The organism is Uliginosibacterium silvisoli, assembly GCF_036017035.1.
Classification (GTDB): Bacteria; Pseudomonadota; Gammaproteobacteria; order Burkholderiales; family Rhodocyclaceae; genus Viridibacterium; species Viridibacterium silvisoli.
The window spans coordinates 502,684-524,223 of the sequence record NZ_JAYXHS010000002.1; the positions used below are offsets into that span (position 1 = coordinate 502,684).

18 protein-coding genes are annotated in these 21,540 nt (G+C 61.8%); 12 read left to right on the plus strand and 6 right to left on the minus strand.

Annotated elements, in window-relative coordinates; genetic code table 11:
* Positions 1 to 19 precede the first annotated feature (19 nt).
* From VVD49_RS11915 to VVD49_RS11950, 8 genes are all read left to right on the plus strand, one after another.
* Entirely contained in the window at positions 20 to 805 is a 786-nt protein-coding gene (locus tag VVD49_RS11915; protein WP_327599399.1) for a class II aldolase/adducin family protein, read from the plus strand.
* Positions 806 to 866: 61 nt separating this feature from the next.
* The gene (locus VVD49_RS11920) at positions 867 to 2,030 is read left to right on the plus strand and encodes an acyl-CoA dehydrogenase family protein (protein ID WP_327599400.1); all 1,164 of its coding nucleotides are present in this window, start codon (positions 867 to 869) and stop codon (positions 2,028 to 2,030) included.
* Between the two features lie 159 nt (positions 2,031 to 2,189).
* Complete coding sequence (locus VVD49_RS11925) at positions 2,190 to 2,816, plus strand: HD domain-containing protein (RefSeq protein ID WP_327599401.1); 627 nt, start codon at positions 2,190 to 2,192, stop codon at positions 2,814 to 2,816.
* A gap of 29 nt (positions 2,817 to 2,845) precedes the next feature.
* A complete protein-coding gene (locus VVD49_RS11930; protein WP_327599402.1) occupies positions 2,846 to 3,841 on the plus strand; it encodes a ketopantoate reductase family protein in 996 nt (331 codons plus the stop codon).
* 335 nt (positions 3,842 to 4,176) lie between these two features.
* Positions 4,177 to 5,370, plus strand: a complete 1,194-nt coding sequence (locus VVD49_RS11935) for an efflux RND transporter periplasmic adaptor subunit (protein ID WP_327599403.1) — start codon at positions 4,177 to 4,179, stop codon at positions 5,368 to 5,370.
* A 12-nt stretch (positions 5,371 to 5,382) separates the two neighbouring features.
* Positions 5,383 to 8,538 (plus strand): efflux RND transporter permease subunit, encoded by a 3,156-nt coding sequence (locus VVD49_RS11940; protein ID WP_327599404.1) that lies wholly within the window; start codon positions 5,383 to 5,385, stop codon positions 8,536 to 8,538.
* 1 nt (position 8,539) lies between these two features.
* On the plus strand, positions 8,540 to 9,979 hold the full coding sequence (gene adeC / locus VVD49_RS11945; protein WP_327599405.1) for an AdeC/AdeK/OprM family multidrug efflux complex outer membrane factor: 1,440 nt from the start codon (positions 8,540 to 8,542) through the stop codon (positions 9,977 to 9,979).
* 15 nt (positions 9,980 to 9,994) lie between these two features.
* Positions 9,995 to 10,606, plus strand: a complete 612-nt coding sequence (locus tag VVD49_RS11950; protein ID WP_327599406.1) for a TetR/AcrR family transcriptional regulator — start codon at positions 9,995 to 9,997, stop codon at positions 10,604 to 10,606.
* A gap of 72 nt (positions 10,607 to 10,678) precedes the next feature.
* On the opposite strand, the gene ribA is transcribed toward VVD49_RS11950, so the two are convergent.
* From ribA to VVD49_RS11980, 6 genes are all read right to left on the minus strand, one after another.
* Entirely contained in the window at positions 10,679 to 11,314 is a 636-nt protein-coding gene (ribA, locus tag VVD49_RS11955; protein ID WP_327599407.1) for a GTP cyclohydrolase II, read from the minus strand.
* A 271-nt stretch (positions 11,315 to 11,585) separates the two neighbouring features.
* A complete protein-coding gene (locus VVD49_RS11960) occupies positions 11,586 to 12,284 on the minus strand; it encodes a glutathione binding-like protein (protein ID WP_327599408.1) in 699 nt (232 codons plus the stop codon).
* A gap of 125 nt (positions 12,285 to 12,409) precedes the next feature.
* Positions 12,410 to 13,708: an ATP-binding protein gene (locus VVD49_RS11965; protein ID WP_327599409.1), complete on the minus strand. Its 1,299-nt coding sequence runs from the start codon at positions 13,706 to 13,708 to the stop codon at positions 12,410 to 12,412.
* A gap of 9 nt (positions 13,709 to 13,717) precedes the next feature.
* Positions 13,718 to 14,377: a response regulator gene (locus tag VVD49_RS11970; protein WP_327599410.1), complete on the minus strand. Its 660-nt coding sequence runs from the start codon at positions 14,375 to 14,377 to the stop codon at positions 13,718 to 13,720.
* Between the two features lie 131 nt (positions 14,378 to 14,508).
* On the minus strand, positions 14,509 to 14,823 hold the full coding sequence (locus VVD49_RS11975; protein ID WP_327599411.1) for a hypothetical protein: 315 nt from the start codon (positions 14,821 to 14,823) through the stop codon (positions 14,509 to 14,511).
* Between the two features lie 176 nt (positions 14,824 to 14,999).
* Positions 15,000 to 16,913 (minus strand): pectate lyase family protein, encoded by a 1,914-nt coding sequence (locus VVD49_RS11980; RefSeq protein WP_327599412.1) that lies wholly within the window; start codon positions 16,911 to 16,913, stop codon positions 15,000 to 15,002.
* Between the two features lie 540 nt (positions 16,914 to 17,453).
* On the opposite strand from VVD49_RS11980, the gene VVD49_RS11985 reads away from it, so the two are divergent.
* The 4 genes from VVD49_RS11985 (at position 17,454) to pnp (ending at position 21,502) form a co-directional block, all read left to right on the plus strand.
* Entirely contained in the window at positions 17,454 to 18,194 is a 741-nt protein-coding gene (locus tag VVD49_RS11985; RefSeq protein ID WP_327599413.1) for an S-methyl-5'-thioinosine phosphorylase, read from the plus strand.
* Positions 18,191 to 18,724 (plus strand): peptide deformylase, encoded by a 534-nt coding sequence (gene def, locus VVD49_RS11990; protein WP_327599414.1) that lies wholly within the window; start codon positions 18,191 to 18,193, stop codon positions 18,722 to 18,724. Before VVD49_RS11985 ends, def begins: the two co-directional genes overlap by 4 nt.
* Positions 18,725 to 18,819: 95 nt before the next feature.
* Positions 18,820 to 19,089: a 30S ribosomal protein S15 gene (gene rpsO, locus VVD49_RS11995; protein ID WP_327599415.1), complete on the plus strand. Its 270-nt coding sequence runs from the start codon at positions 18,820 to 18,822 to the stop codon at positions 19,087 to 19,089.
* 292 nt (positions 19,090 to 19,381) lie between these two features.
* Entirely contained in the window at positions 19,382 to 21,502 is a 2,121-nt protein-coding gene (gene pnp / locus VVD49_RS12000; protein ID WP_327599416.1) for a polyribonucleotide nucleotidyltransferase, read from the plus strand.
* The last annotated feature ends 38 nt before the right edge of the window (positions 21,503 to 21,540 follow it).

Below are 21,540 nucleotides of genomic sequence, written 5' to 3' on the forward strand. Positions count from 1 at the left end.
CCCGTTTCAAGGAGCAGCCATGTCCGTCAATGATCTGCAGCATCTCAAGAGTGTCCCCGAGCAGTTTTCACCCGAAGAGTGGGCTGCACGCCTCGATCTCGCCGCCGCCTACCGCCTCGCCGGCCAGTTCGGCTGGCATGACCTGCTCGGCACACACTTCTCGGTGCGCGTGCCCGGCACGACGAACCAGTATCTGGTCAATCCCTTCGGCTTGTTCTTCGAGGAGATCACCGCTTCGTCGCTGGTGAAGATCGACACCGATGGCAATGTGCTGAGCGCCAGCGAGCACGGCGTGAATCCGGCAGCCGATGAAATCCACGGCGGCATCTACGCGGCACGCCCCGACGTGAACGCCATCATGCATCTGCATTCCGTCGCCGGCACCGGTGTCGCGACGCAGAAGGGTGGTCTGCTGCCGATCTCGCAGAACGCCATCCTGCTGCAGGTGCGCACGCGTTACTACGACTACGGTGGTTCGGGCATCGACTCGAAAGAGTGCGCCAAGCTCGTTGCCGCCCTCGGCGATGGCAGCGTGCTGTTCCTGCGCAACCACGGCACGCTCTCCGCCGGCCGCACCATCGGCGAAGCCTTCGCGCTGATTGCACGCATCGAGCGCGCTTGCCAGATCCAGCTGGCAGCGCAGGCCGGCGGCGAGATCGCGCCGATCGATCCGGACGTGCTCGCACGCACCATCGAGCGGGGCAAGCGCATCTACGCCGACAACAGCTGGTCGCCACATGCGCGCGTCGAGTGGGCGGCTTTCCGCCGCAAGATCGACCGCGACGATCCCGGCTATGCCGTCTGATTTTCAGTTTTTCCCACGCAGTACCACGATTGACAGCAACGATAGATAGCGAAAGAACGAGATGGACTTTTCATTCAGCAAGAAGCACCAGGAGGTCTACGAAGTCGTAGGCGCGCTGGGCCGCGAGAAATTCGCAAAACGAGCGCAGCAATATGAAGCGGCAACCGGCTCGCCCGTCGAGAACATGAAGGACCTGTTCGATGCAGGCGTCGCTGGCGCATCACTGCGCGAAGACATCGGCGGACTCGGCGGCGGCGCACTCGGCACCGACCCGCTGGTCTCCCTGCTGGTCGTCGAGCAGACGGCGCGCTACTGTCTGTCGACCGCGCAGTGCATCCACATCCACTACAACGCTTCGCACCGTGTCGACCAGATCGGCACGCCGGAGCAACGCGAGCGCCTGATCCGCCCCATCATCGAAAAGGGCGTGTGGCTCAACTCGACGGGTAGTGAGCCGGGACGTACTGCACGCGGTCTCTACAACCTGCAGACGACGGCCGAGAAGGTCGATGGTGGCTGGGTGCTCAATGGCGTGAAGAACTACGCCACGCTCGCCGACATCGTTCACTACAACACGCTGTCGACCATCATCAAGGACGTGCCGCCACCCGACGGCCACATCTCCTTCGCGATCCCGCAAGGCGCGCCCGGCCTGACCATCGAGAAGGGTTCGTGGAATCCGCTCGGCATGCGCGGTGCGTTCAGCCCGGTGCTGGTGTTGAAGGATCTGTTCGTCGAAGACAAGAACGTGCTCGGCGGCCCGGGCGAATCTGCCAAGGGCAAATGGCAGGCGAAGAGCCACCTCAGCTTCGCCGCGCAATACATCGGCGGTTCCGAAGGTGTCTTCGACATTCTCAAGGACTACCTGCCGAAGCGTGGCACGGCGGGTGACAGCTACACGCAACTGCGCATGGGCCAGATCCGCATCGCCATCGATTCCGCGCGCTGGTTGGTGTATCGCGCAGCATGGCTGTGGCCGAAGGACGTTGCTGCGGCCGAGCTGTTCTCGATGAACGCCAAGTACCAGGCACTCGGCGCAGCCGTGAAGACCATCGAACTGGCATCGCAGATTGCTGGCTCGAGCGCGCTCGATGCCGACAGTGCGCTGTCGCGTTTCATCCGTGACCTGCGTTACCAGACCCTGCACGAGAACACGGACAAGACAGCGGCGACGGTGGGTAAGTATCACCTGGGCCAGTCTTACGACGTGACGTCGCGTTTGTAACCAACACCAAAATTGAACGTCATTCCCGCGAAAGCGGGAATCCAGCGGCGTTGCCGTGAGGTTGATAAAGCCACTGGATTCCCGCTTTCGCGGGAATGACGAAGTTGAGGCTTGTCAGTTTTTATCAAGCCCGACGTTTGCGTCGAAACGAGGATCACCATGACCGAAGAATCCGTTTCCTTCCGCCACATGAAAGACCGCACGCAAGCGGATTCCGACATCCTGCTGCGTCGTCGCATGGTCTACAAGCGTCGCCTGCCGGAGCGCATCCTTGATCACCTTCTGTTGCTGCAAGGCGATACGGACGGCTTCCTCATCGACCGTCTCGACCATTCGCTGCAAACGGCCACGCGTGCGCATCGCGATGGCAAGGACGAGGAGTACGTCGTCTGCGCGCTGATCCATGACATCGGCGACTCGCTCGGCAGCTACAACCACGCCGACATCGCCGCCGCCATCGTCAAGCCTTTCGTGACGCCAGCGAATCACTGGATGGTCGAGCAGCACAACCTGTTTCAGGGTTACTACTTCTTCCATTTCCAGGGCCGCGACCGCAACTCGCGCGACAAGTACCTGGCGCATCCGCAGTACCAGCAGACCGTCGAGTTCTGCGAGAAATACGATGGTGCTGCGTTCGATCCCGACTACGAACACCTGCCGCTGGAATTCTTCGAACCTATGCTGAATCGCGTATTTGCCGAACCGAAGTACGGCCCTTACGCTAAGACTTCCAACGTCAAGGCGGATGTCATACACGTGGCAGCGCTGGAAGCCATCAAGGCCTGACGCGTCACCAGAATCACGAGGCAAGCATCATGAATATCTGCGTATATGGGGCAGGGGCCGTCGGCGGCAACGTTGCAGCACGACTCGCCGCGACATTCCCGGGCGATATCTCCGTCGTCGCGCGCGGCGCGCACCTGCAGGCGATCCGCGAGCGCGGTGTGATCCTGCGCACGCCGACGGACGAGATTGTCGGGCGCCCGGTTATCGCGACTGACAACCCCGCCGAGTTGCCGCCGCAGGATCTGATCGTCGTCGGCCTCAAGGCGCATTCGCTCGGCAGCGAAGCGGAGCGCATCGCACGCCTGCGCAAGCCCGATGTGCCTGTGTTGTTCCTCACCAACGGCATTCCGTGGTGGTGGAGTCATGGCCTAGGCAATAGCGCCAGCAAGTCTGGCACGCTCGAATTGCTCGATGCCAACCAGAAGCTCTGGAACGTGCTCGGCAGCGATGCCGTACTCGGTGGTGTCGTGTATTCGCCGAACGAGGTCAGCGAGCCCGGTGTCATCACCAATCACGGCCCGACCCGTTTTGTCATCGGCGAGCCATCCGGCGTCAGCACGCCACGTCTTGCAGCGACGATAGCCGCCTTCAAGGCTGCAGGATTGAACCCGGAAGTCGCCGCAGACATCCGTCGCGTCATCTGGAAGAAACTGCTGCTCAACGCATCAGGTAACCCCATCTCTGCACTCACGCGGCTGACCGGCAGACAGCGCGCCGAGACGCCGGGCTTGCCCGATCTGGTGCGCAAGGTCATGAGCGAAGTGCTCGACGTCGCCGCTTCGCTGGGCTGGGATCTGCGCCAGGACGAAGACGTGCAGGCCATTCTGCAAAGTGGTGGCCCCAGCACCTCGCGTGACAATCGCTCGTCGATGCTGCAGGACACGCTGGCCGGCCGCCGGCTCGAGGTCGATGCATTGCTTGGCCAGGTACAGGCCTTCGCGCGCCAGCAGAACGTGGCAACGCCGACCCTGGATGTGGTGCTGCCCCTGCTGCGCGGGCTCGACAAGTCGATCGCGGCGGAATGATCGCAAGGCCTGCCAGTTGAAAGTCGGGCGCGACCGCATCGACGCCGCTTCGCCGTATTCCGTCACCCAACGGGGCCTCCACAGGGGCCGTTGCTACCACGAGTGGTCCTCGCTCCGTGGTGGAAGCCGTGGGAAAACCGCGTGACGCTGCCTCACGGGCTCTGTCTGGGGCGGGAACCATCCCGTCAGAAAAAAATGCGGAATTAACAGGATTTTTCTATTTTCCTACTTGGCTGTGTGCGCTGCATCAATTTAGAATGATCGTTCATTCTTCATTGTACTGCCGGTCGCCATGATCCGTGGTGACTCATCCTGATCCTGTTCCGAGGTGCTTCATGCATGCTGACCTTCCGCTGACCCGGGCTCGCACCGGTCTTGTTCTTCTTGCCGGTCTCTTCTTGTTGGTTGCGTGCAGCAAGCAGCAGGGAGGGGCGCCGGGTGGCGCTGCCGGCGCTCAACGGGTCGGGGTGTTCACCGTGGCGGCGCAGCGCCTGCCGATTACCACCGAGCTGGCGGGGCGTACCGTGGCTTACCAGATCGCCGAAGTGCGGCCGCAGGTGGGCGGCATCCTGAAGGAGCGGCTATTCCGCGAGGGCGCGGAAGTGAAGGCAGGTGAGCCGCTGTACCAGATCGACGCGGCAACTTTCCAGGCGAGCTTCGACAGTGCGCAGGCTGCCTTGGCCAGGGCGGAAGCCAATGTGGCGTCGACGACTGCGCGCGCCAAGCGCTATGAAGAGCTGGTGGCGATCAAGGCCGTGAGCCAGCAGGACCGCGATGACGCGCTTGCAACGAGCAAACAGGCTGAAGCTGACGTGGCGGTGGCCAAGGCCAATCTCGCGACAGCGCGCATCAACCTCGCGTACGCGCGCATTTCAGCGCCGATCGCCGGCCGTATCGGCAAGTCCAGTGTGACGCCTGGCGCCTTGCTGACGGCCAATCAGGCGACGGCGCTGACGACGATCCAGCAGCTCGATCCCATCTATGTCGATGTCACGCAGTCTGCAAGCGATCTGATGCGCCTGCGCCGCGAGCTTGGCGACGGGCGCCTGAAGAATACGGGTTCGGCGTCGGTGAAGCTGCTGCTCGAAGACGGCAGCACCTACGCGCATCAGGGCAGGATGACTTTCTCCGACGTCACCGTCGATCAGGGAACCGGCTCGGTGACGTTGCGTGCAGTCTTCCCGAACCCTGATCGCCAGTTGCTGCCAGGTCTGTATGTGCGTGCCGTGGTGGAGGAGGGCGTGCGCGATCAGGCCATCGTGGTGCCGCAACAAGGCGTGACGCGCGACCCGAAGGGCAATGCGACGGCGATGGTTCTCAACGCAGAGGACAAAGTCGAGCAACGTACCCTGAAGATCCAGCGCGCCCAAGGTAACCAGTGGGTGGTTAACGAGGGTTTGCAGCCCGGTGATCGCCTGATCGTCGATGGTTTGCAGAAGGTGCGTCCGGGTGCCAGCGCGACGGCTGTACCTGCCGAGCAGGCTTCTGCGCCGGCGGCCGGCGTTGCCAACAGTAGTGCAGCAAAGTAAAGGGGCGCACTCATGGCACGTTTTTTCATTGATCGGCCCATCTTTGCATGGGTGATCGCCATCATCATCATGCTGGCCGGCCTGCTCTCCATCGAGCAGTTGCCGATCGCCCAGTACCCGACCATTGCGCCGCCGGCCGTGGTCATCAACGCAACCTACCCGGGTGCTTCCGCGAAGACGGTGGAAGACTCGGTCACGCAGGTCATCGAGCAGAAGATGACCGGCCTCGACGGCCTGCTCTACATGGGCTCGTCGAGTGACTCGTCGGGGCGCGTGTCGATCACGCTGACCTTCAACGCAGACACCAATCCCGACATCGCCCAGGTGCAGGTGCAGAACAAGCTGCAGCTTGCCCTGCCGCTGCTACCGCAAGCCGTGCAGCAGCAAGGCGTGCAGGTCGCCAAGTCAGCACGCAACTTCCTGCTGGTGGTGGGGTTCGTCTCGAAGGACGGTAGCCTTGGCCAGACGGACCTGTCGGACTACCTCGTCAGCAACGTGCAGGATCCTTTGTCTCGCGTGACGGGCGTCGGCGAAGTGCAGGTGTTCGGTGCGCCGTATGCCATGCGCATCTGGCTGGATCCCTCCAGGCTCAACAACTACAAACTCACGCCGTCTGACGTGACGGCTGCTTTGCAGGCGCAGAACGCGCAGGTGTCGGCAGGCCAGCTGGGGGCGACCCCCGCCGTGCCCGGTCAGCAGTTGAATGCCTCGATTACCGCTCAGAGTCGCCTGCAGACGGTCGAGCAGTTCGGCAATGTGTTGCTGCGTACCTCCACGCAGGGCGGCAATGTCTACCTGCGTGATGTTGCGCGTATCGAACTGGGGGCAGACAACTACGGCTTCGTGGCGCGCTTCAACGGCAAGCCTGCGGCCGGTATCGGTATCAAGCTGGCGGCTGGTTCGAATGCGCTTGAAACGGCCGATGCGGTGAAAGCCAAGATCAGCGAACTGAGTCGTTTCTTCCCGGCCGGCATGGATGCTGTCTATCCATACGACACCACGCCCTTCGTGAAGATCTCGATCGAGGAAGTGGTGAAGACGCTGGCCGAAGCCATCGTGCTCGTCTTCCTTGTAATGTACCTGTTCCTGCAGAACTTCCGCGCCACGCTGATCCCGACGATTGCCGTGCCGGTGGTGTTGCTGGGCACCTTCGGCGTGCTTTCCGCCTTCGGTTATTCGATCAATACGCTGACCATGTTCGGCGTGGTGCTGGCCATCGGCTTGCTGGTGGATGATGCCATCGTCGTGGTCGAGAACGTCGAGCGCGTCATGACCGAGGAGGGGATTTCGCCGAAGGAGGCAACGCGCAAATCCATGGACCAGATCACGGGAGCGCTGATCGGTATTGCGCTGGTGTTGTCGGCAGTGTTCGTGCCGATGGCATTCTTCGGCGGCTCCACGGGCGTGATCTATCGCCAGTTCTCGATCACCATCGTGTCGTCCATGGTGCTGTCCGTGATCGTGGCGCTGGTGCTTACGCCGGCGCTGTGCGCGACCATCCTCAAACCGGTCGAAAAGGGGCATCACGCTGGCAAGGGGCGTTTCTTCGACTGGTTCAACTCCATGTTTGACCGCGGCACGCAGCGCTATGAGTCCATCGTGGGCCGCATGATCAAGCGCACCGGTCGCTACCTCGTGATCTACGCAGCCTTCATCGGCGTGATGGTGTTCATGTTCATGCGCTTGCCGACCTCCTTCCTGCCGGAAGAGGATCAGGGGATCATGTTCACGCAAGTCATGCTGCCAGCCGGCGCGACGCAGGAGCGCACCCTCAAGGTGCTGGAGCAGGTCGAGCATCACTTCCTCGAAGACGAGAAGGCCAACGTGGCTTCGCTGTTCACGATTGCCGGTTTCAGCTTCGGCGGTTCGGGCCAGAACATGGGGCTCGGCTTCGTGCAGATGAAGGACTGGAGCGAGCGCAAGGGCGCGGAGAACTCCGTGAAGGCGGTTGCCGGGCGTGCCATGGGCGCGTTCGCCAAGATCCGCGATGCAATGGTGTTCGCCTTCGTTCCACCTGCGGTGATCGAGCTCGGTACGTCGAATGGTTTCGATGTGCAGCTGCAGGATCGCGGCGGCCTCGGTCATGAGGCGCTGATTGCCGCGCGCAACCAGTTCCTCGGCATGGCTGCGCAGGACAAGCGGCTGGTTGCCGTGCGTCCGAACGGCCAGAACGACCAGCCCGAATACAAGCTGGATATCGATCATGCGCGTGCCGGCGCACTCGGCATTACGGTGGCCGATATCAACAGCACCTTGTCGACGGCGTGGGGCAGTCAGTACGTGAATGATTTCATCGACCGCGGTCGTATCAAGAAGGTGTACATCCAGGCCGACGCATCGGCACGCATGCTGCCGGAAGACCTGGACAAGTGGTACGTGCGTAACAACAAGGGCGACATGGTGCCGTTCTCGGCGTTTGCGAAGGCGCACTGGGACTATGGCTCGCCACGTCTGGAGCGCTACAACGGCCAGCCTTCGGTCGAGCTGCAGGGCCAGGGCGCGCCGGGTCTCAGCTCGGGTGATGCCATGGCGGCGGTGGAGGAAATCATGGCCAAGATGCCTGCGGGCATCGGCTATGAATGGACCGGCACCTCGTTCGAAGAGCGTCGCTCGGGTGCGCAGGCGCCCGCGCTGTATGCCATCTCGCTGCTGGTGGTGTTCCTGTGCCTGGCTGCACTGTACGAAAGCTGGTCGGTGCCGTTCTCGGTGATTCTGGTGGTGCCGCTCGGTGTGGTGGGTGCCTTGCTCGCGGCGGGTGCGCGTGGCTTGTCCAACGATGTGTACTTCCAGGTCGCCTTGCTGACGACGATCGGTCTCGCATCGAAGAACGCGATCCTGATCGTGGAGTTCGCCAAGGAGCAGATGGAACACGGCAAGGGTCTCTTCGACGCTACGCTGGAAGCCGTGCGACTGCGCTTGCGCCCCATCCTCATGACCTCGCTGGCCTTCGGGCTGGGTGTCGTGCCGCTCGCCATATCGCACGGTGCCGGCTCGGGTAGCCAGAACGCCATCGGTACCGGCGTGCTCGGCGGCATGATCACTTCGACCGTGCTCGGCATTTTCTTCGTGCCGGTGTTCTTCGTGGTCGTGCGCAGTCTTTTCAAGAGCAAGGCCGGTGAGGGCAATGCGCCCGCGGCCTTGCCTCATCCTTCGCAGGAGGGAAACTGATATGTACTCGTCATTGATTCGTAAGTCCGCCCTGGGCCTGGCGGTGTCGCTGGCGCTGAGCGCTTGCGTGAACCTCGCGCCTGACTACGCGACACCCGTTGCGCCGACTGCCGCCAGCTGGCCGCAGGGGCCCGCGTACAAGCCTGCCGTGCAGGGCACGGACCGGACCGTCGTCGCCGATATCGGCTGGCGAGAGTTCTTCACCGACGAGCGCCTGCGCAAGCTCATCGAGCTTTCACTGGCGAACAACCGTGACTTGCGCGTGGCCGCGCTCAACATCGAGAAGGCGCGCGCGTTGTACCAGATCCAGCGTGCTGACCTGTTGCCCACGGTGCGCGCCGTCGCGGGTGAAACCGCTTCGCGCACCGCCGCCACGCTCAACTCGAGCGGCCAGCCGCAGATCTCGCACACCTACAACGTGGGCGTCGGCTTCTCGAGCTACGAGCTGGATTTCTTCGGCCGCGTGCAGAACCTGAAGGACGCGGCGCTGCAGAACTTCCTCGCGACTGATGAGGCGCAGCGCAGCGCGCAGATTGCGCTGATTGCCGAGGTGGCCAATACCTACCTGAACCTCGCTGCGGACCGCGAGCGTCTGCAGCTGTCGAAGGACACCTACAAGAGTCGCCAGGAGTCGCATGCGCTGACACAGCGGACCTTCGAACTTGGGGCTGCTTCCGGGCTGACGCTGCAGCAGTCCTTGAGTACCGTGGAGGCAGCACGCAGGGATGTGGCCATTTACGTCCAGCAGGTCGCGGTGGACGAGAATGCCCTGACCGTCCTGATCGGCACACAGCTGCCTGCGAATCTGCTGCCGCCCGAACTGTCTGCCAATGTGAGTGCGCTGCGTGACCTGCCCGCAGGCGTACCTTCTGAAGTGCTGCAGCTGCGCCCGGATATCCGTCGGGCCGAGCACAGCTTGCAGGCGGCCAATGCCAATATCGGCGCGGCACGTGCGGCCTTCTTCCCCAGCATCACGCTGACGGCGTCGGCGGGTTATGCCAGCAATGCGCTCGATGCACTGTTCAATTCGGGCTCGGGCATCTGGAGCTTCGCGCCGCAGATCAGCCTGCCGATCTTTGACTATGGCCGTCGCTCGGCCAACCTCGATGTGGCGAAGACCGATCGCGATATTGCGCTCGCGCAGTATGACAAGGCGATCCAGGTGGCTTTCCGCGAAGTGGCTGATGCACTGGCGGTGCGCGGCACGATAGACGAGGCGCTGGATGCACAGCGCACCGTGGTCGATGCCAACACCGAGAGCCTCAAGTTGTCGGAAGCGCGCCTGCGCAGCGGCATCGACAGCTACCTCGGCGTGCTCGACGCGCAGCGTTCGCTGTACGCTTCGCAACTGGTGCTGATTGCCTCGCGCCTGTCACGCCAGACGAATCTGGTCACGCTGTACAAGGTGCTCGGTGGCGGCGTAGTCGAAGGCAAGAGCTGAACACGGGGACAGGACATGAACAAGAGCCCACGCAAGCACTTCGACCCGGTGGCCGCCCAGGCGCGCCGTGACCAGGTGCTGGATGCGGCCGCGGAATGCTTTCGCCAGAAAGGTTTTCATGGCGCCAGCATGGCGGAGATCTCGAAGAGTGCGGGCATGAGTGCCGGCCACATCTACAACTACTTCGAGAGCAAGGAAGAGATCATCTTCGGCATCGTGGATCGTCACACGGAGGATGTGCTGGCGATCCTGCGGGCCATCGTCAGTGACGGACGCGACGTGCTGGAGTCGATTCTCGATGACGTGCCCGAATCGGTGCGCACGAACACCGACCTGCCGCACGTGGCCCTGATGGCCGAAGTCTCCGCCGAGGCCGCGCGCAACCCTGCTGTCGCCAGCAAGCTGCACGCCGCGGAGGAGATGTTGAGCAAGCGCCTCGACGAGATGCTGATGTCGAGCGAGCAAGCGCTGGCATATCGGCAGGATCCGCAGCGTCTTGGCCGGCTGCACATGCTGATTGCGCTGTTCGAAGGGCTGCGCCAGCGCGCGCTGCATTGCGGAGACCTGGACCGTGCGGCGCTGGTGGCGCCGTTGCGTCGCGCTATCCTGGCCGTGATCAACGGCTGATCACAAGCTAAGCCTTGCCGCCGGGCTCGCTCGCCGCGAAGCCAGGCTGTTGCGCCAGATGCCGGATGGGACTCAGCGCTCCCGGGTATCGGAGGGCAGTTCCAGCAAATGCCCCATACGGTCGCGCTTGGTGCTGAGATAGTGGTGGTTCAGCGCATGCGAAGCGGTTTCATGCGGCAACTGTTCGCTGACCGTGATGCCGAGGGCCTTGAGTTCGGTGGCTTTGCGGGGGTTGTTGCTGAGTAGCTGAATGCTCTTGATGCCCAGATGACGCAGGATTTCAGCGGCTGCATCGTAGCGCCGTGCGTCGACGGGTTGGCCGATGGCGATGTTGGCCTCCACGGTGTCGAGGCCTTCGTCCTGCTGCGCGTAAGCGGCGATCTTGTTGACCAGGCCGATGGCACGCCCTTCATGGCCGCGCACATAAATCACCACACCACGACCGGCTTCGGCCACGCGTTGCAGAGCAAGGTCCAGCTGCTCGCCGCAATCGCAGCGGCGCGAACCGAACACATCACCGGTGAGGCATTCGGAGTGCACGCGCACCAGCACATCGCTGGCGTTCTGGACGTCGCCACGTACCAATGCAAGGTGTTCCAGGCATTCGCGGCCGGGGTCGGACTCGCGGAAGGCGTAGGCAACAAAATCGCCGTGGTGCGTGGGCAGGGTGGCGTGAGAGATGTGATCGAAGCTGAACATTTTTTTCATTCTGCGCGTAGCCGTCGGCACCGGAGAACGGGAGGGTGCGGAACTGGCGCGACGGCGGGGTGCATCCGGTAGAGCTCGTAATTGTGCCTCAAACAGCGTCCGGGCCAAATCTCATGCTTGAATGAACATATAAGTGGAATGCGTGACGCGCCCGATCTGGCGGCGCGGCGCAGGTCCGGATCGGGTTGAGCCCGGGAAGAGGGCGCGGGTCACGACGGGCCGATTCCTTGAAATCGATTGTCATGTTCCCAGCGCCGATGGCGTGGCGCTCCTAGCGCACGGTATTGGCATCCTGTCCGAAGAGAATCTTCTTCGATGCCTCATTCACTGCGGGAGCACTGCCTGGATTCACTTCCTGGGCACGCGCGTAGGCGCGCTTGGTAGCGGGGCGTGCCTGGATGGCTTCGAACCAGCGCTTGAGGTTGGGGAAGTCATCGAGGTTCTGGCGTTGCTTCTCGTGCGGCACGATCCACGGGTAGCAGGCGATATCCGCAATGGAATATTCACCTGCGATGAATTCGCGATCGGCGAGGCGCTTGTTGAGCACAGCGTAAAGGCGGGCGGTTTCCTTGACGTAACGCTCGATGGCGTAGGGAATGGCTTCGCTGTACTGCGTGAAATGGTGATTCTGGCCGGCCATCGGGCCGAGGCCGCCCATTTGCCAGAACAGCCACTGGATCGTTTCTGTGCGGCCGCGCAGGTCTTGCGGGATCAGCTGCTGCGTCTTGTCAGCGAGGTAGAGCAGGATGGCGCCGGATTCGAAGATGGAGATGGGTTCGGCGCCGTCGGCAGGTGCGTGATCGACGATGGCCGGAATGCGGTTGTTCGGCGCAATCTTCAGGAACTCCGGCTTGAACTGCTCCCCCTTGCCGATGGCAACGGGGAAAAGCTTGTAGGGCAGACCCGTCTCTTCGAGAAAAAGCGTGATCTTGTGGCCGTTGGGGGTTGTCCAGTAATGCAGGTCGATCATGGATGCTCCGTGCTGCTGTGTGAAAGAGGGGGCGCCGCGTTGGTCGTCGATAGCAGTTGCGGCGTGCATGCGCGATTTCAAGAGCCGGGGGAGAACAAATCCCGGCGACTTGTTTGAGCCAGGCCTCAGGCCGCAGCAAAGCGCAGGGTGATGGCCAGGCCGCCGAGTTGTGAGGAGTCGCCCAATTCCAGGCGGATGTGATGGCGTCTGGCGATCGCCTGGACGATCGCCAGGCCGAGACCGCTGCCGCCGATCTCGTGGTCGCCGCCGCGGTGGAAGCGCTCGAAGATACGGGTGCGCTCCTGCCCATGGATGCCCGGGCCATTGTCTTCCACGCTCAAGGCGATGTGCCCGGACTCACGCTGCAGGGTGAGATTGACGACACCATTTTCTGGCGCGTACTTCACCGCATTGTCGAGCAGGTTGCGCAGCAGGATGCGCAAGGCCTCGGCATTGCCGGGCACGCTGAAAGTGTCCTTGGCTTCGTCGGCGAGATTGGCGCCGATATCGATATGGCGTGCCTGTGCCAGCGGCAAGACATCGGAGATGGCCAGGCGCGCAATCTGTGGCAGATCACAAGGCGTGAGTTCAGGTTCGGTGGCTTCTTCGCGTGCCAGCACCAGCATCTGTTCGATCAGTCGCGTGGCCCGGTCGATGCCGGCCATCACGCGCTCGGCCGCGACGCTGCGTGCTTCGGTTGTCGTGGCACGCTGCAGGCCCTGCACCTGCAAGCGCAGGGCTGCAAGCGGCGAGCGCAGTTCGTGAGCGGCGTCGGCAACGAAGTGTTGCTGGGCCACGAAGGCTTTGCTGATACGTGTGAACAGCACGTTGATCTCGAGGATGAAAGGCAGCAATTCTTCCGGCACGCCCTGTGTCTCGAGCGCATGCAGATCATCGGCGCCGCGCTGCGCGATTTCGTTGCGCGATTTGACCAGCGGCCGCAGCGCGCGTGAGATGCCCCACCAGACAGTCAGCAGCAGGAGGGGGCCGAGGATCAGGATGGGCAGGATGGTGCGTAGGGCCAGCTGGCGCGCGTTGTTGCTGCGTACGGCCTCGTTGTGCATGACTTCGATGAGCTGTGTCTGCGTCGGCAGGGTAAAGATGCGGAACTCCCTTTCTCCGACACGCTGTGTCGAGAAGCCGCGCTTGAAGGCGGAGCCCTGTGGGCTGGCAAGCGGCGTGACTCGCAGGCTGAAGCTGCGATCCTCTTCTTCCAGCGCGTGATGCTCGCGCGGGGGCAGGGCGGATTCCGGCATGCCGCGACGCACGGCGAACGCGATCTGCGTCATGTGATAGTCGGAAATATCGTCGACTTCGCGCAGGGCCACGCGATAGGCCACGCCGGCCTGGATCAGCGTGGCCAGCGTGATGGCGAACCCCAGCAGGATGATCAGGCGACGGCGAATGGAGTATGCGCTGGGCATGGGCGGGTTTCAGGTCTTCGGGACGAGATAGCCTACGCCACGCACGTTCTGGATCAAGCCCGCGCCAAGCTTCTTGCGCAGGCCATGAATGTAGACTTCGACAGCATTGCTGTTGATCTCGTCTTTCCAGCTGAAGAGTTTTTCTTCGAGCTGCGCGCGCGACAGGATCATGCCAGGGCGGGCCAGCAGAGGCTCCAGCACAGCCCATTCGCGTGATGACAGGATGACCGCCTGGCCATCGACCAGCACTTCGCGTGTCCCCGGGTTGATGCTGATGTTGCGGTGTTCGTATATGGGTTCGGCGCGTCCCGCGCTACGGCGGATCAGGGCACGGATACGGGCCAGCAATTCGTCGAGATCGTAGGGTTTGATGATGTAGTCATCAGCCCCTGCGTCGAGGCCGGCCACGCGTTGCACGATGGCGTCGCGTGCCGTGGCGATCAGCACGGGCGTGCGTGACTTGCGGGCACGCAGACCGCGCAATACGTCGAGACCATCCTTGAGCGGTAGCCCAAGATCGAGCAGGATCAGATCGTAGTCCTGTGTCGCGATTGCGGTATCCGCCATGTGACCGTCTCGCACCCAGTCAACGGCGTAGCTATCGGCGCGCAGCAGATCCAGCACCGCTTCGCCAATCATGTGGTCGTCTTCCACGAGTAGTAGTCGCATTGCCAGTCGTGCTCCGTGACAGTTGTGGCGTCGTGCCGCCCGTACTTTTGCGGTAGAGCGGCACGCATACAGATGAGAAACGACACGGCGGGAAAGTTCCCGCCGCCGGGGTCAGTCTGCCGGAAGCAGGCTTACGGCGTGAGCACTTCGACGTCAATCATCTTGCCGCTGCTATCCAGGTCAACATAGACGCGGCGGTTGCCGTCCGCATTGTCGTAAGTCTCATACACCATCGAACGGGTGCCATCACGCCAGCTCGCCGTGTCTTCCGGCTTGCCGAGGGCCTCGATCACGTCGTTGGCGGATGCTCCCGCCTGCAGTGAATCAATCTGCGCCTGGGTGACGTGGTAGTTGGGAATGGTGAAAGCAGAGGCCTGGCCAGGCAGGGCAATGAGGATGAGACTGCTTGTTGCGGCCAGTGCAGAGAGAACGGTACGGATTTTCATGATGAGCTCCTTGTTCAAGCGTGGCAGGCGGGTGCCTGTCGACGGTTTGAATCTTGGGGCCCGTCGCTTAGGGGGAACTTAAAGCGTCTCTCCAATGAAAAATGGGCAAGTCCGTGGACTTGCCCATTCAAATTACTGCCTTGCTTCTTGTTGGTTACGTACTTGTCGGCGTTGTCTTACAGGCCGTTTGCGTCACGTGGCAGGCGCCAGACTGGCGAACCCGCGCCGGCGTTGGCCGACACATAGTCCTTGGTCGCGGCAGCCGTACGCAGCGAGTAGCTGTACGGAGGCGTCCAGATGTTGGCGCCGGTCGGTGCTGCGTAGCCGCACTGACCATCCCAGGCCACTGGCGTGGTGTTCGCGACGTTGTTGACCTTCTTGTTCGACAGCATCAGGTGACCGGAAGAACGGAAGCCGATCGGGTTGGTGCCGTTGCCGCCGTCGATGCCCTTCTTGCAGAAGCTGTCCGTGGCCAGTTCCGTGATCTCGAAGTACATGTTCTGTACGAGCATGTTCGACTTGTAGCGTGGATCAACACCACTGCCAAACTTCAGGTCAGCAGGTGCGCTGCCATCGGTGCGAGCGTAGATGTAGTTGTTGAACATGTGCACCTGGCCATAACGGTTCAGTGGCAGACGCGATTCCAGGCGGTCGTAGAAGTTGTTGAACAGCGTCACATGCAGGCGGCCTTCATCGCTCCACGCACGACCGGAGTCACCGTTGCCAATAAGCGTCGTCTTGTGGTGCTTGTAGAAGTAGTTGCCGGTCAGGGTGATGTAGTCACTGCCGCGAACGATGTCCAGCAGACCGTCGTGGCGCGTGTCGCCAGCCAGCGAGTCAGGCGTGTCGCCATCACCCATCGACAGGCGCTCGATGTAGATGTTTTGCGCGCGCGACAGGGTCATAGCGTCTGCATAGGCGTTGCCCGAGTCTTCCGGATTCACGTCCCATGGAGCATCGATACGCAGGTTGCGCAGAATGATGTTGCGCGTCCAGGTCGGGTAGTCATCGCTGGCCTTGCCGGCTGCGATCCAGGCCTTGTAGCCCGTTTCTGCATCCGCCGCACCGTTGGCCAGTTCGCCACCGATCAGGATCGTCGTGCCGGTAATGCGTGGGGCAACACCCGCTGCACTGTTGATACCGACGACCGTCGTGTTCGATGGCAGCATGATCGAGCCGCCGAACTTCTGGTCGAGGTAGCTGGTGTATTCCTTGAACACGGTGTTGTTGCTGCTGTAACGCAGGTCGATGTGACCGACGACGCGGATGATCTTTGGATCCAGGCCGGCCTCAGCCAGTGCAGCGACGAATTGCTGGCCGTTGAAGACGGTGTAGATGCGATTGGTCGAAGCAGCGGAACCGCCGGTGACCGTGACCTTGCCCTGCTGCGAGTAGGTGTGCCAGCCGTTGGCAGGTGCCACGTCACGTTCGCCGTTCGTCAATGCGCCGCCGGTTGGGTCAACCGTTGCGAATTGCCAGGTCGGCAGGACAGGAGCGGCCTTGTAGTTGGACGGGTTGTGCAGACCGTCGATGGTGGCCGGTGCTGCATAGTTGCGCACGCCATAGGTGTACGAGCCGTTCACGTTCTGCAGCGGAGTGGTAGCGCCGGTCAGGGTACGTGCATCGATGGTGCCGCTGGCAACGCTGGAGGCTGCCGAGCTGGAAGCTACGGAAGACGCCACGCTGCTGGAAGCAACGCTCGAGGCGACGCTGCTGGAAGCCACCGAGGAAGCCACGCTGCTCGACGCGACCGATGAGCTGGACTTCGACGAAGAGCTGGAGGACACGCTGCTTGACGCAACGCTGGATGCGGTGGACGACGAGCTGCTGCTGGCTGCCGGGTCATATGAGCACCAGGACGAATTGCTCGGTGCGCTCGGGAAATTGGTCAGGGAGCATGCAAAGCTGCCCGTGAAGGTGGCGTAACCGAACACGCCGGACTTACCCATGGCTGCCTGGTGTGTGCCGCTCATGGTGCAGGTCGCGCCGGGTTGGGCGCATTTGGTCCAGCCCGAGGGGGCGTCGGCAGCAGCGAAGGCACTGGTACCTACCAGTGCGAGCGCGGCCGCGATGATTGATTTGCTAAGCATGTTCTAGTCTCCTGGCCAATGAAATGGTCGTTCTTGTTTCTATGTCAGCGGAAGTCTTGCTGCCCCTTGCCACTTTTGGGTGCCCGCAGCGTGTTCTTTTGCTTCCACGGACGGCGCGATCCTATCACCGGAAAAATGCACTGTCGCCATAAATTTGACAAAAAAATTGAAATTGTCACTAACGGCAAAACTCAGGCGGGGCGGGGGTTTGCTGGCGATATTTATGAAAATGACATGACGCGGTGCCGCAATTCTCGATTCGCGCATCCGGGTTGTCCCGCGTGTAATCAATGCTTACAAGGACTTCGGCTTGTGCCCGTGTTTGGTGTGCTGCACCGAATTGGTACGGATTCCGGCCTATGCCAGTGGCGGAATTCAGCCCGTGCAGCTGGTCAGAGGTGTTGCGCTCAGGCGACGTACGGCGGGCCGTCAAACCCCTGGTGATAGCCCGTGGCACTCGCGCAGCTCGATCCTCCATCCAGAATCCGCGGGGGGCCTGCGTGCTAACATTCAAGGCTCTCAAACAGCTGTCCGGTTTCCATGCTCGCAATCATTGGTGGTAGTGGTTTAAGCAAGCTTTCCAGCCTCGACGTTGAGCGTCGTGAGGTGGTGCGTACGCCTTATGGCGAGCCCTCCGGTGCCTTGTTGTTTGGCCGCATCAGCGGGCAAGAAGTGGTCTTCCTGGCGCGTCATGGCTATGGGCACACCATTCCGCCGCACAAGGTGAACTACCGCGCCAATATGTGGGCGCTCAAGAATGCAGGCGTGGATGGCGTCATCTCGGTTGCCTCGGTCGGCGGTATTCGTGCTGACATGCTGCCCGGCGCGCTGGTCGCACCGGACCAGATCATTGACTACACCTCCGGTCGTGAAGCGACATACTTCGACGGCGAAACCAAGGTCGTCCATGTCGACTTCACCGAGCCGTACTGCCCGATCCTGCGCGCGCGCCTGCTGGCGGCGGCCAAGGCAGCCAATCAGGCCATGATCGACGGTGCCGTCTATGCCGCGACTCAAGGCCCGCGTCTGGAGTCCGCTGCGGAAATCAACCGTCTGGAACGTGATGGCGCCGATATCGTCGGCATGACCGGCATGCCGGAGGCAGTGTTGGCGCGCGAGCTCGAGCTGCCTTATGCGGCCATCGGCGTCGTGGCCAATTACGCAGCCGGCCGTGGCGACAGCGCACATGGCATCACGATGGACGTGATCGAGCAGACCCTGCATCAGGCCATGGGGCAGGTGAAGGCGCTGCTGCAGCACTTCTTCGCGGTCACCCCATGATTCGACCGGTATTGCGCATGGGCGACGCGCGCCTGCTGCGTCGCGCGCAGGAAGTCCAGGCTTTTGATACGCCGGACCTGCATGACCTGATTACCGATATGTTCGACACCATGCGTCACGAGCGTGGCGTCGGACTGGCCGCGCCACAGATCGGTGTGGATCTGCGCGTCGTGATTTTCGGGTTCGCCAGCAACGAGCGCTACCCGGATGCCAAGGCAGTGCCCGAGACCATCCTCATCAATCCCGTGCTTGAAGTCCTTTCCGACGAGATGGAGGAAGGTTGGGAAGGATGTCTGTCCGTTCCGGGCATGCGGGGGTTGGTGTCGCGCTATACACAATTGCGCTACAGCGGTTTCGACCAGTATGGGCGGGAGATCCGGCGGGAAGTCAGCGGTTTCCACGCCATCGTGGTCCAGCACGAATGCGATCACCTGGATGGCGTCCTCTATCCGCGCCGGATCCGTGACCTGACCAAATTCGGTTTCACCGACGTGATGTTTCCGGAACTGGCAGGACAGCCGGACGACTAGGGCGAAAATTCAATGCCGACAGGGGCTTGCCTGCGGGCCCGCGCCGTACTACAATCGCGGACTCACCAAAGTGTACAGACAACGAGTTAACGTATATGGCTATTACGACTGAAATCAAGGCACAGGTTGTTGGCGAATACCAACGCGCCCAAGGCGATACCGGTTCGCCTGAAGTGCAGATCGCGCTGCTGACGGCGCGTATCAACGGTTTGACCGATCATTTCAAGGTCAACTCCAAGGATCACCACTCCCGCCGTGGTCTGCTCAAGATGGTCAGCCAGCGCCGCAAGCTGCTGGACTACCTCAAGGGCAAGAAGTACGACAGCTACCGCACCCTGATCGAACGTCTGGGCCTGCGTAAGTAATACGCAAATGCAGACTCTGGCTGGTCGTGGCGCTCCGCAAGGAGCGCTTGCAAACTAGGCAGGCGAAGCCGGCGACAGCCCTTTGAGGGTACGCCGGCTTTTTGTTTTTGTTGTCCTGTTCTATCGCGCCCTCCATAGCTCCGCATTCCCCGACGAGTTTTTCGCGGTCTTTCGCCTTGCGCCTGCAGGCGGCGGATCGCGGGGTTCATGCTTTGCAATTCCAGCTGTTCCAGTATTCCCAAGCGTCTGCCGCGTGTGCGGCAACACGCACGTCTGATTGAAAGGATTCCAAGTGCCTACAGCTATCAAGAAAAGCTTTCAGTACGGTCAACATACCGTCACGCTCGAAACCGGCGAAATGGCTCGCCAGGCGCATGGCGCCGTAATCGTCACGGTTGATGACACCGTCGTGCTGGCAACCGTGGTCGGTGCCAAGGATGCCAAGCCAGGTCAGGACTTCTTCCCGCTGACCGTCGATTACATGGAGAAGTTTTACGCTGCGGGCCGTATCCCGGGTGGCTTCTTCAAGCGTGAAGGCCGTCCGACCGAGAAGGAGACACTGACCTCGCGTCTGATCGATCGCCCGATCCGCCCGCTGTTCCCCGATGGTTTCTACAACGAAGTGCAAGTGGTCGCGACCGTGTTGTCGCAGAACCCTGAAGTCGATGGTGACATCCTGGCGATGATCGCGACTTCCGCTGCGCTGGCTGTTTCCGGCCTGCCATTCAATGGCCCGATTGGCGCTGCACGCGTCGGTTACATCGATGGCCAGTACGTCCTGAACCCGACCGTGAGCCAGCTCAAGGACAGCCAGATGGATCTGGTCGTCGCCGGTACCGAAGTCGGCGTGCTGATGGTCGAATCGGAAGCCAACCAACTGCCCGAAGATGTGATGCTCGGCGCCGTGGTGTTCGGTCACCAGGAGATGCAGAAAGTCATCCAGGCCATCCATGAGCTCGTCGAAGTTGCCGGCAAGCCAGAGTGGGACTGGAGCGCACCTGCCAAGAACGAAGCGCTGCACGCTGCCGTCAAGGAAGTGGCGCAAGCGGATCTGGAAGCGGCTTTCGGCACCACCAGCAAGTCCGTGCGTAGCGGTTTGCTGAAGGATGTGACGAAGAAGGCCGTTGCTGCGCTGGTCACGGGCGCAGAAGGCGCGCCGAAGGAAAACGACGTCAAGAACGTGCTGTTCGAACTCGAATCAGCCATCGTTCGCAGCCGCATCCTCGAAGGTCAGCCACGTATTGATGGCCGTGATACGCGCACCGTGCGCCCGATCGATATCCGTACCGGCGTGCTGCCGCGCGCTCACGGTTCGGCACTGTTCACCCGTGGTGAAACACAGGCGCTGGTTGTCACGACGCTGGGTACGGGCCGTGACGAGCAGATCATCGACGCCATCGCCGGTGAGTACAAAGAGCGTTACATGCTGCACTACAACTTCCCTCCGTACTCGACCGGTGAAACCGGCCGTGTCGGTCAGCCGAAGCGTCGCGAAATCGGCCACGGCCGTCTGGCCAAGCGTGCGCTCGCAGCCGTGCTGCCGGATGCCAAGGAATTCGGCTACACGATCCGCGTCGTGTCGGAAATCATGGAATCGAACGGCTCCTCGTCGATGGCGTCCGTCTGCGGCGGTTCGCTGGCAATGATGGACGCAGGCGTGCCGCTGAAGGCACCTGTTGCCGGTATCGCCATGGGTCTGATCAAGGACGGTGGTCGCTTCGCCGTGCTGACCGACATCCTGGGTGACGAAGATCACCTCGGCGACATGGACTTCAAGGTGGCCGGTACCACCAACGGTATCACCGCGCTGCAGATGGACCTGAAGATCGATTCGATCAGCCCGGCCATCATGAACAAGGCGCTGGAGCAAGCCAAGGAAGGTCGTCTGCATATCCTCGGCCTGATGGAAACCAGCCTGAACAGCCCGGCGCAACTGTCGGCCTTCGCGCCACGCATGACCTCGTTCAAGATCAATCCGGAAAAGATCCGTGACGTGATCGGCAAGGGCGGCGCCGTGATCCGTGCGCTGACCGAAGAAACCGGTTGCGTGATCGACATCCAGGACGACGGCACCATCACCATCTCCTCGACCGATCAGGCCAAGTCCGACGAGGCACGTCGTCGCATCGATGCGATCACGGCCGAAGTCGAAATCGGCAAGGTCTACGAAGGCCCGGTCATTCGCATCCTGGACTTCGGCGCGATCGTGAACATCATGCCGGGCCGTGACGGTCTGCTGCACGTCTCGCAGATCGCCAAGGAACGCGTGAACGCGGTGAGCGACTACCTCAAGGAAGGCCAGGTCGTACGCGTCAAGGTTCTGGAAACCGATGATCGCGGCAAGGTCAAGCTGTCGATGAAGGCACTGCTGGACGAAGCCGCTCCGGCCGCTGCACCTGAAACCGCGCAATAAGCATTACGTGTGTTTCAACAAAAAAAAGGACGCTCAGG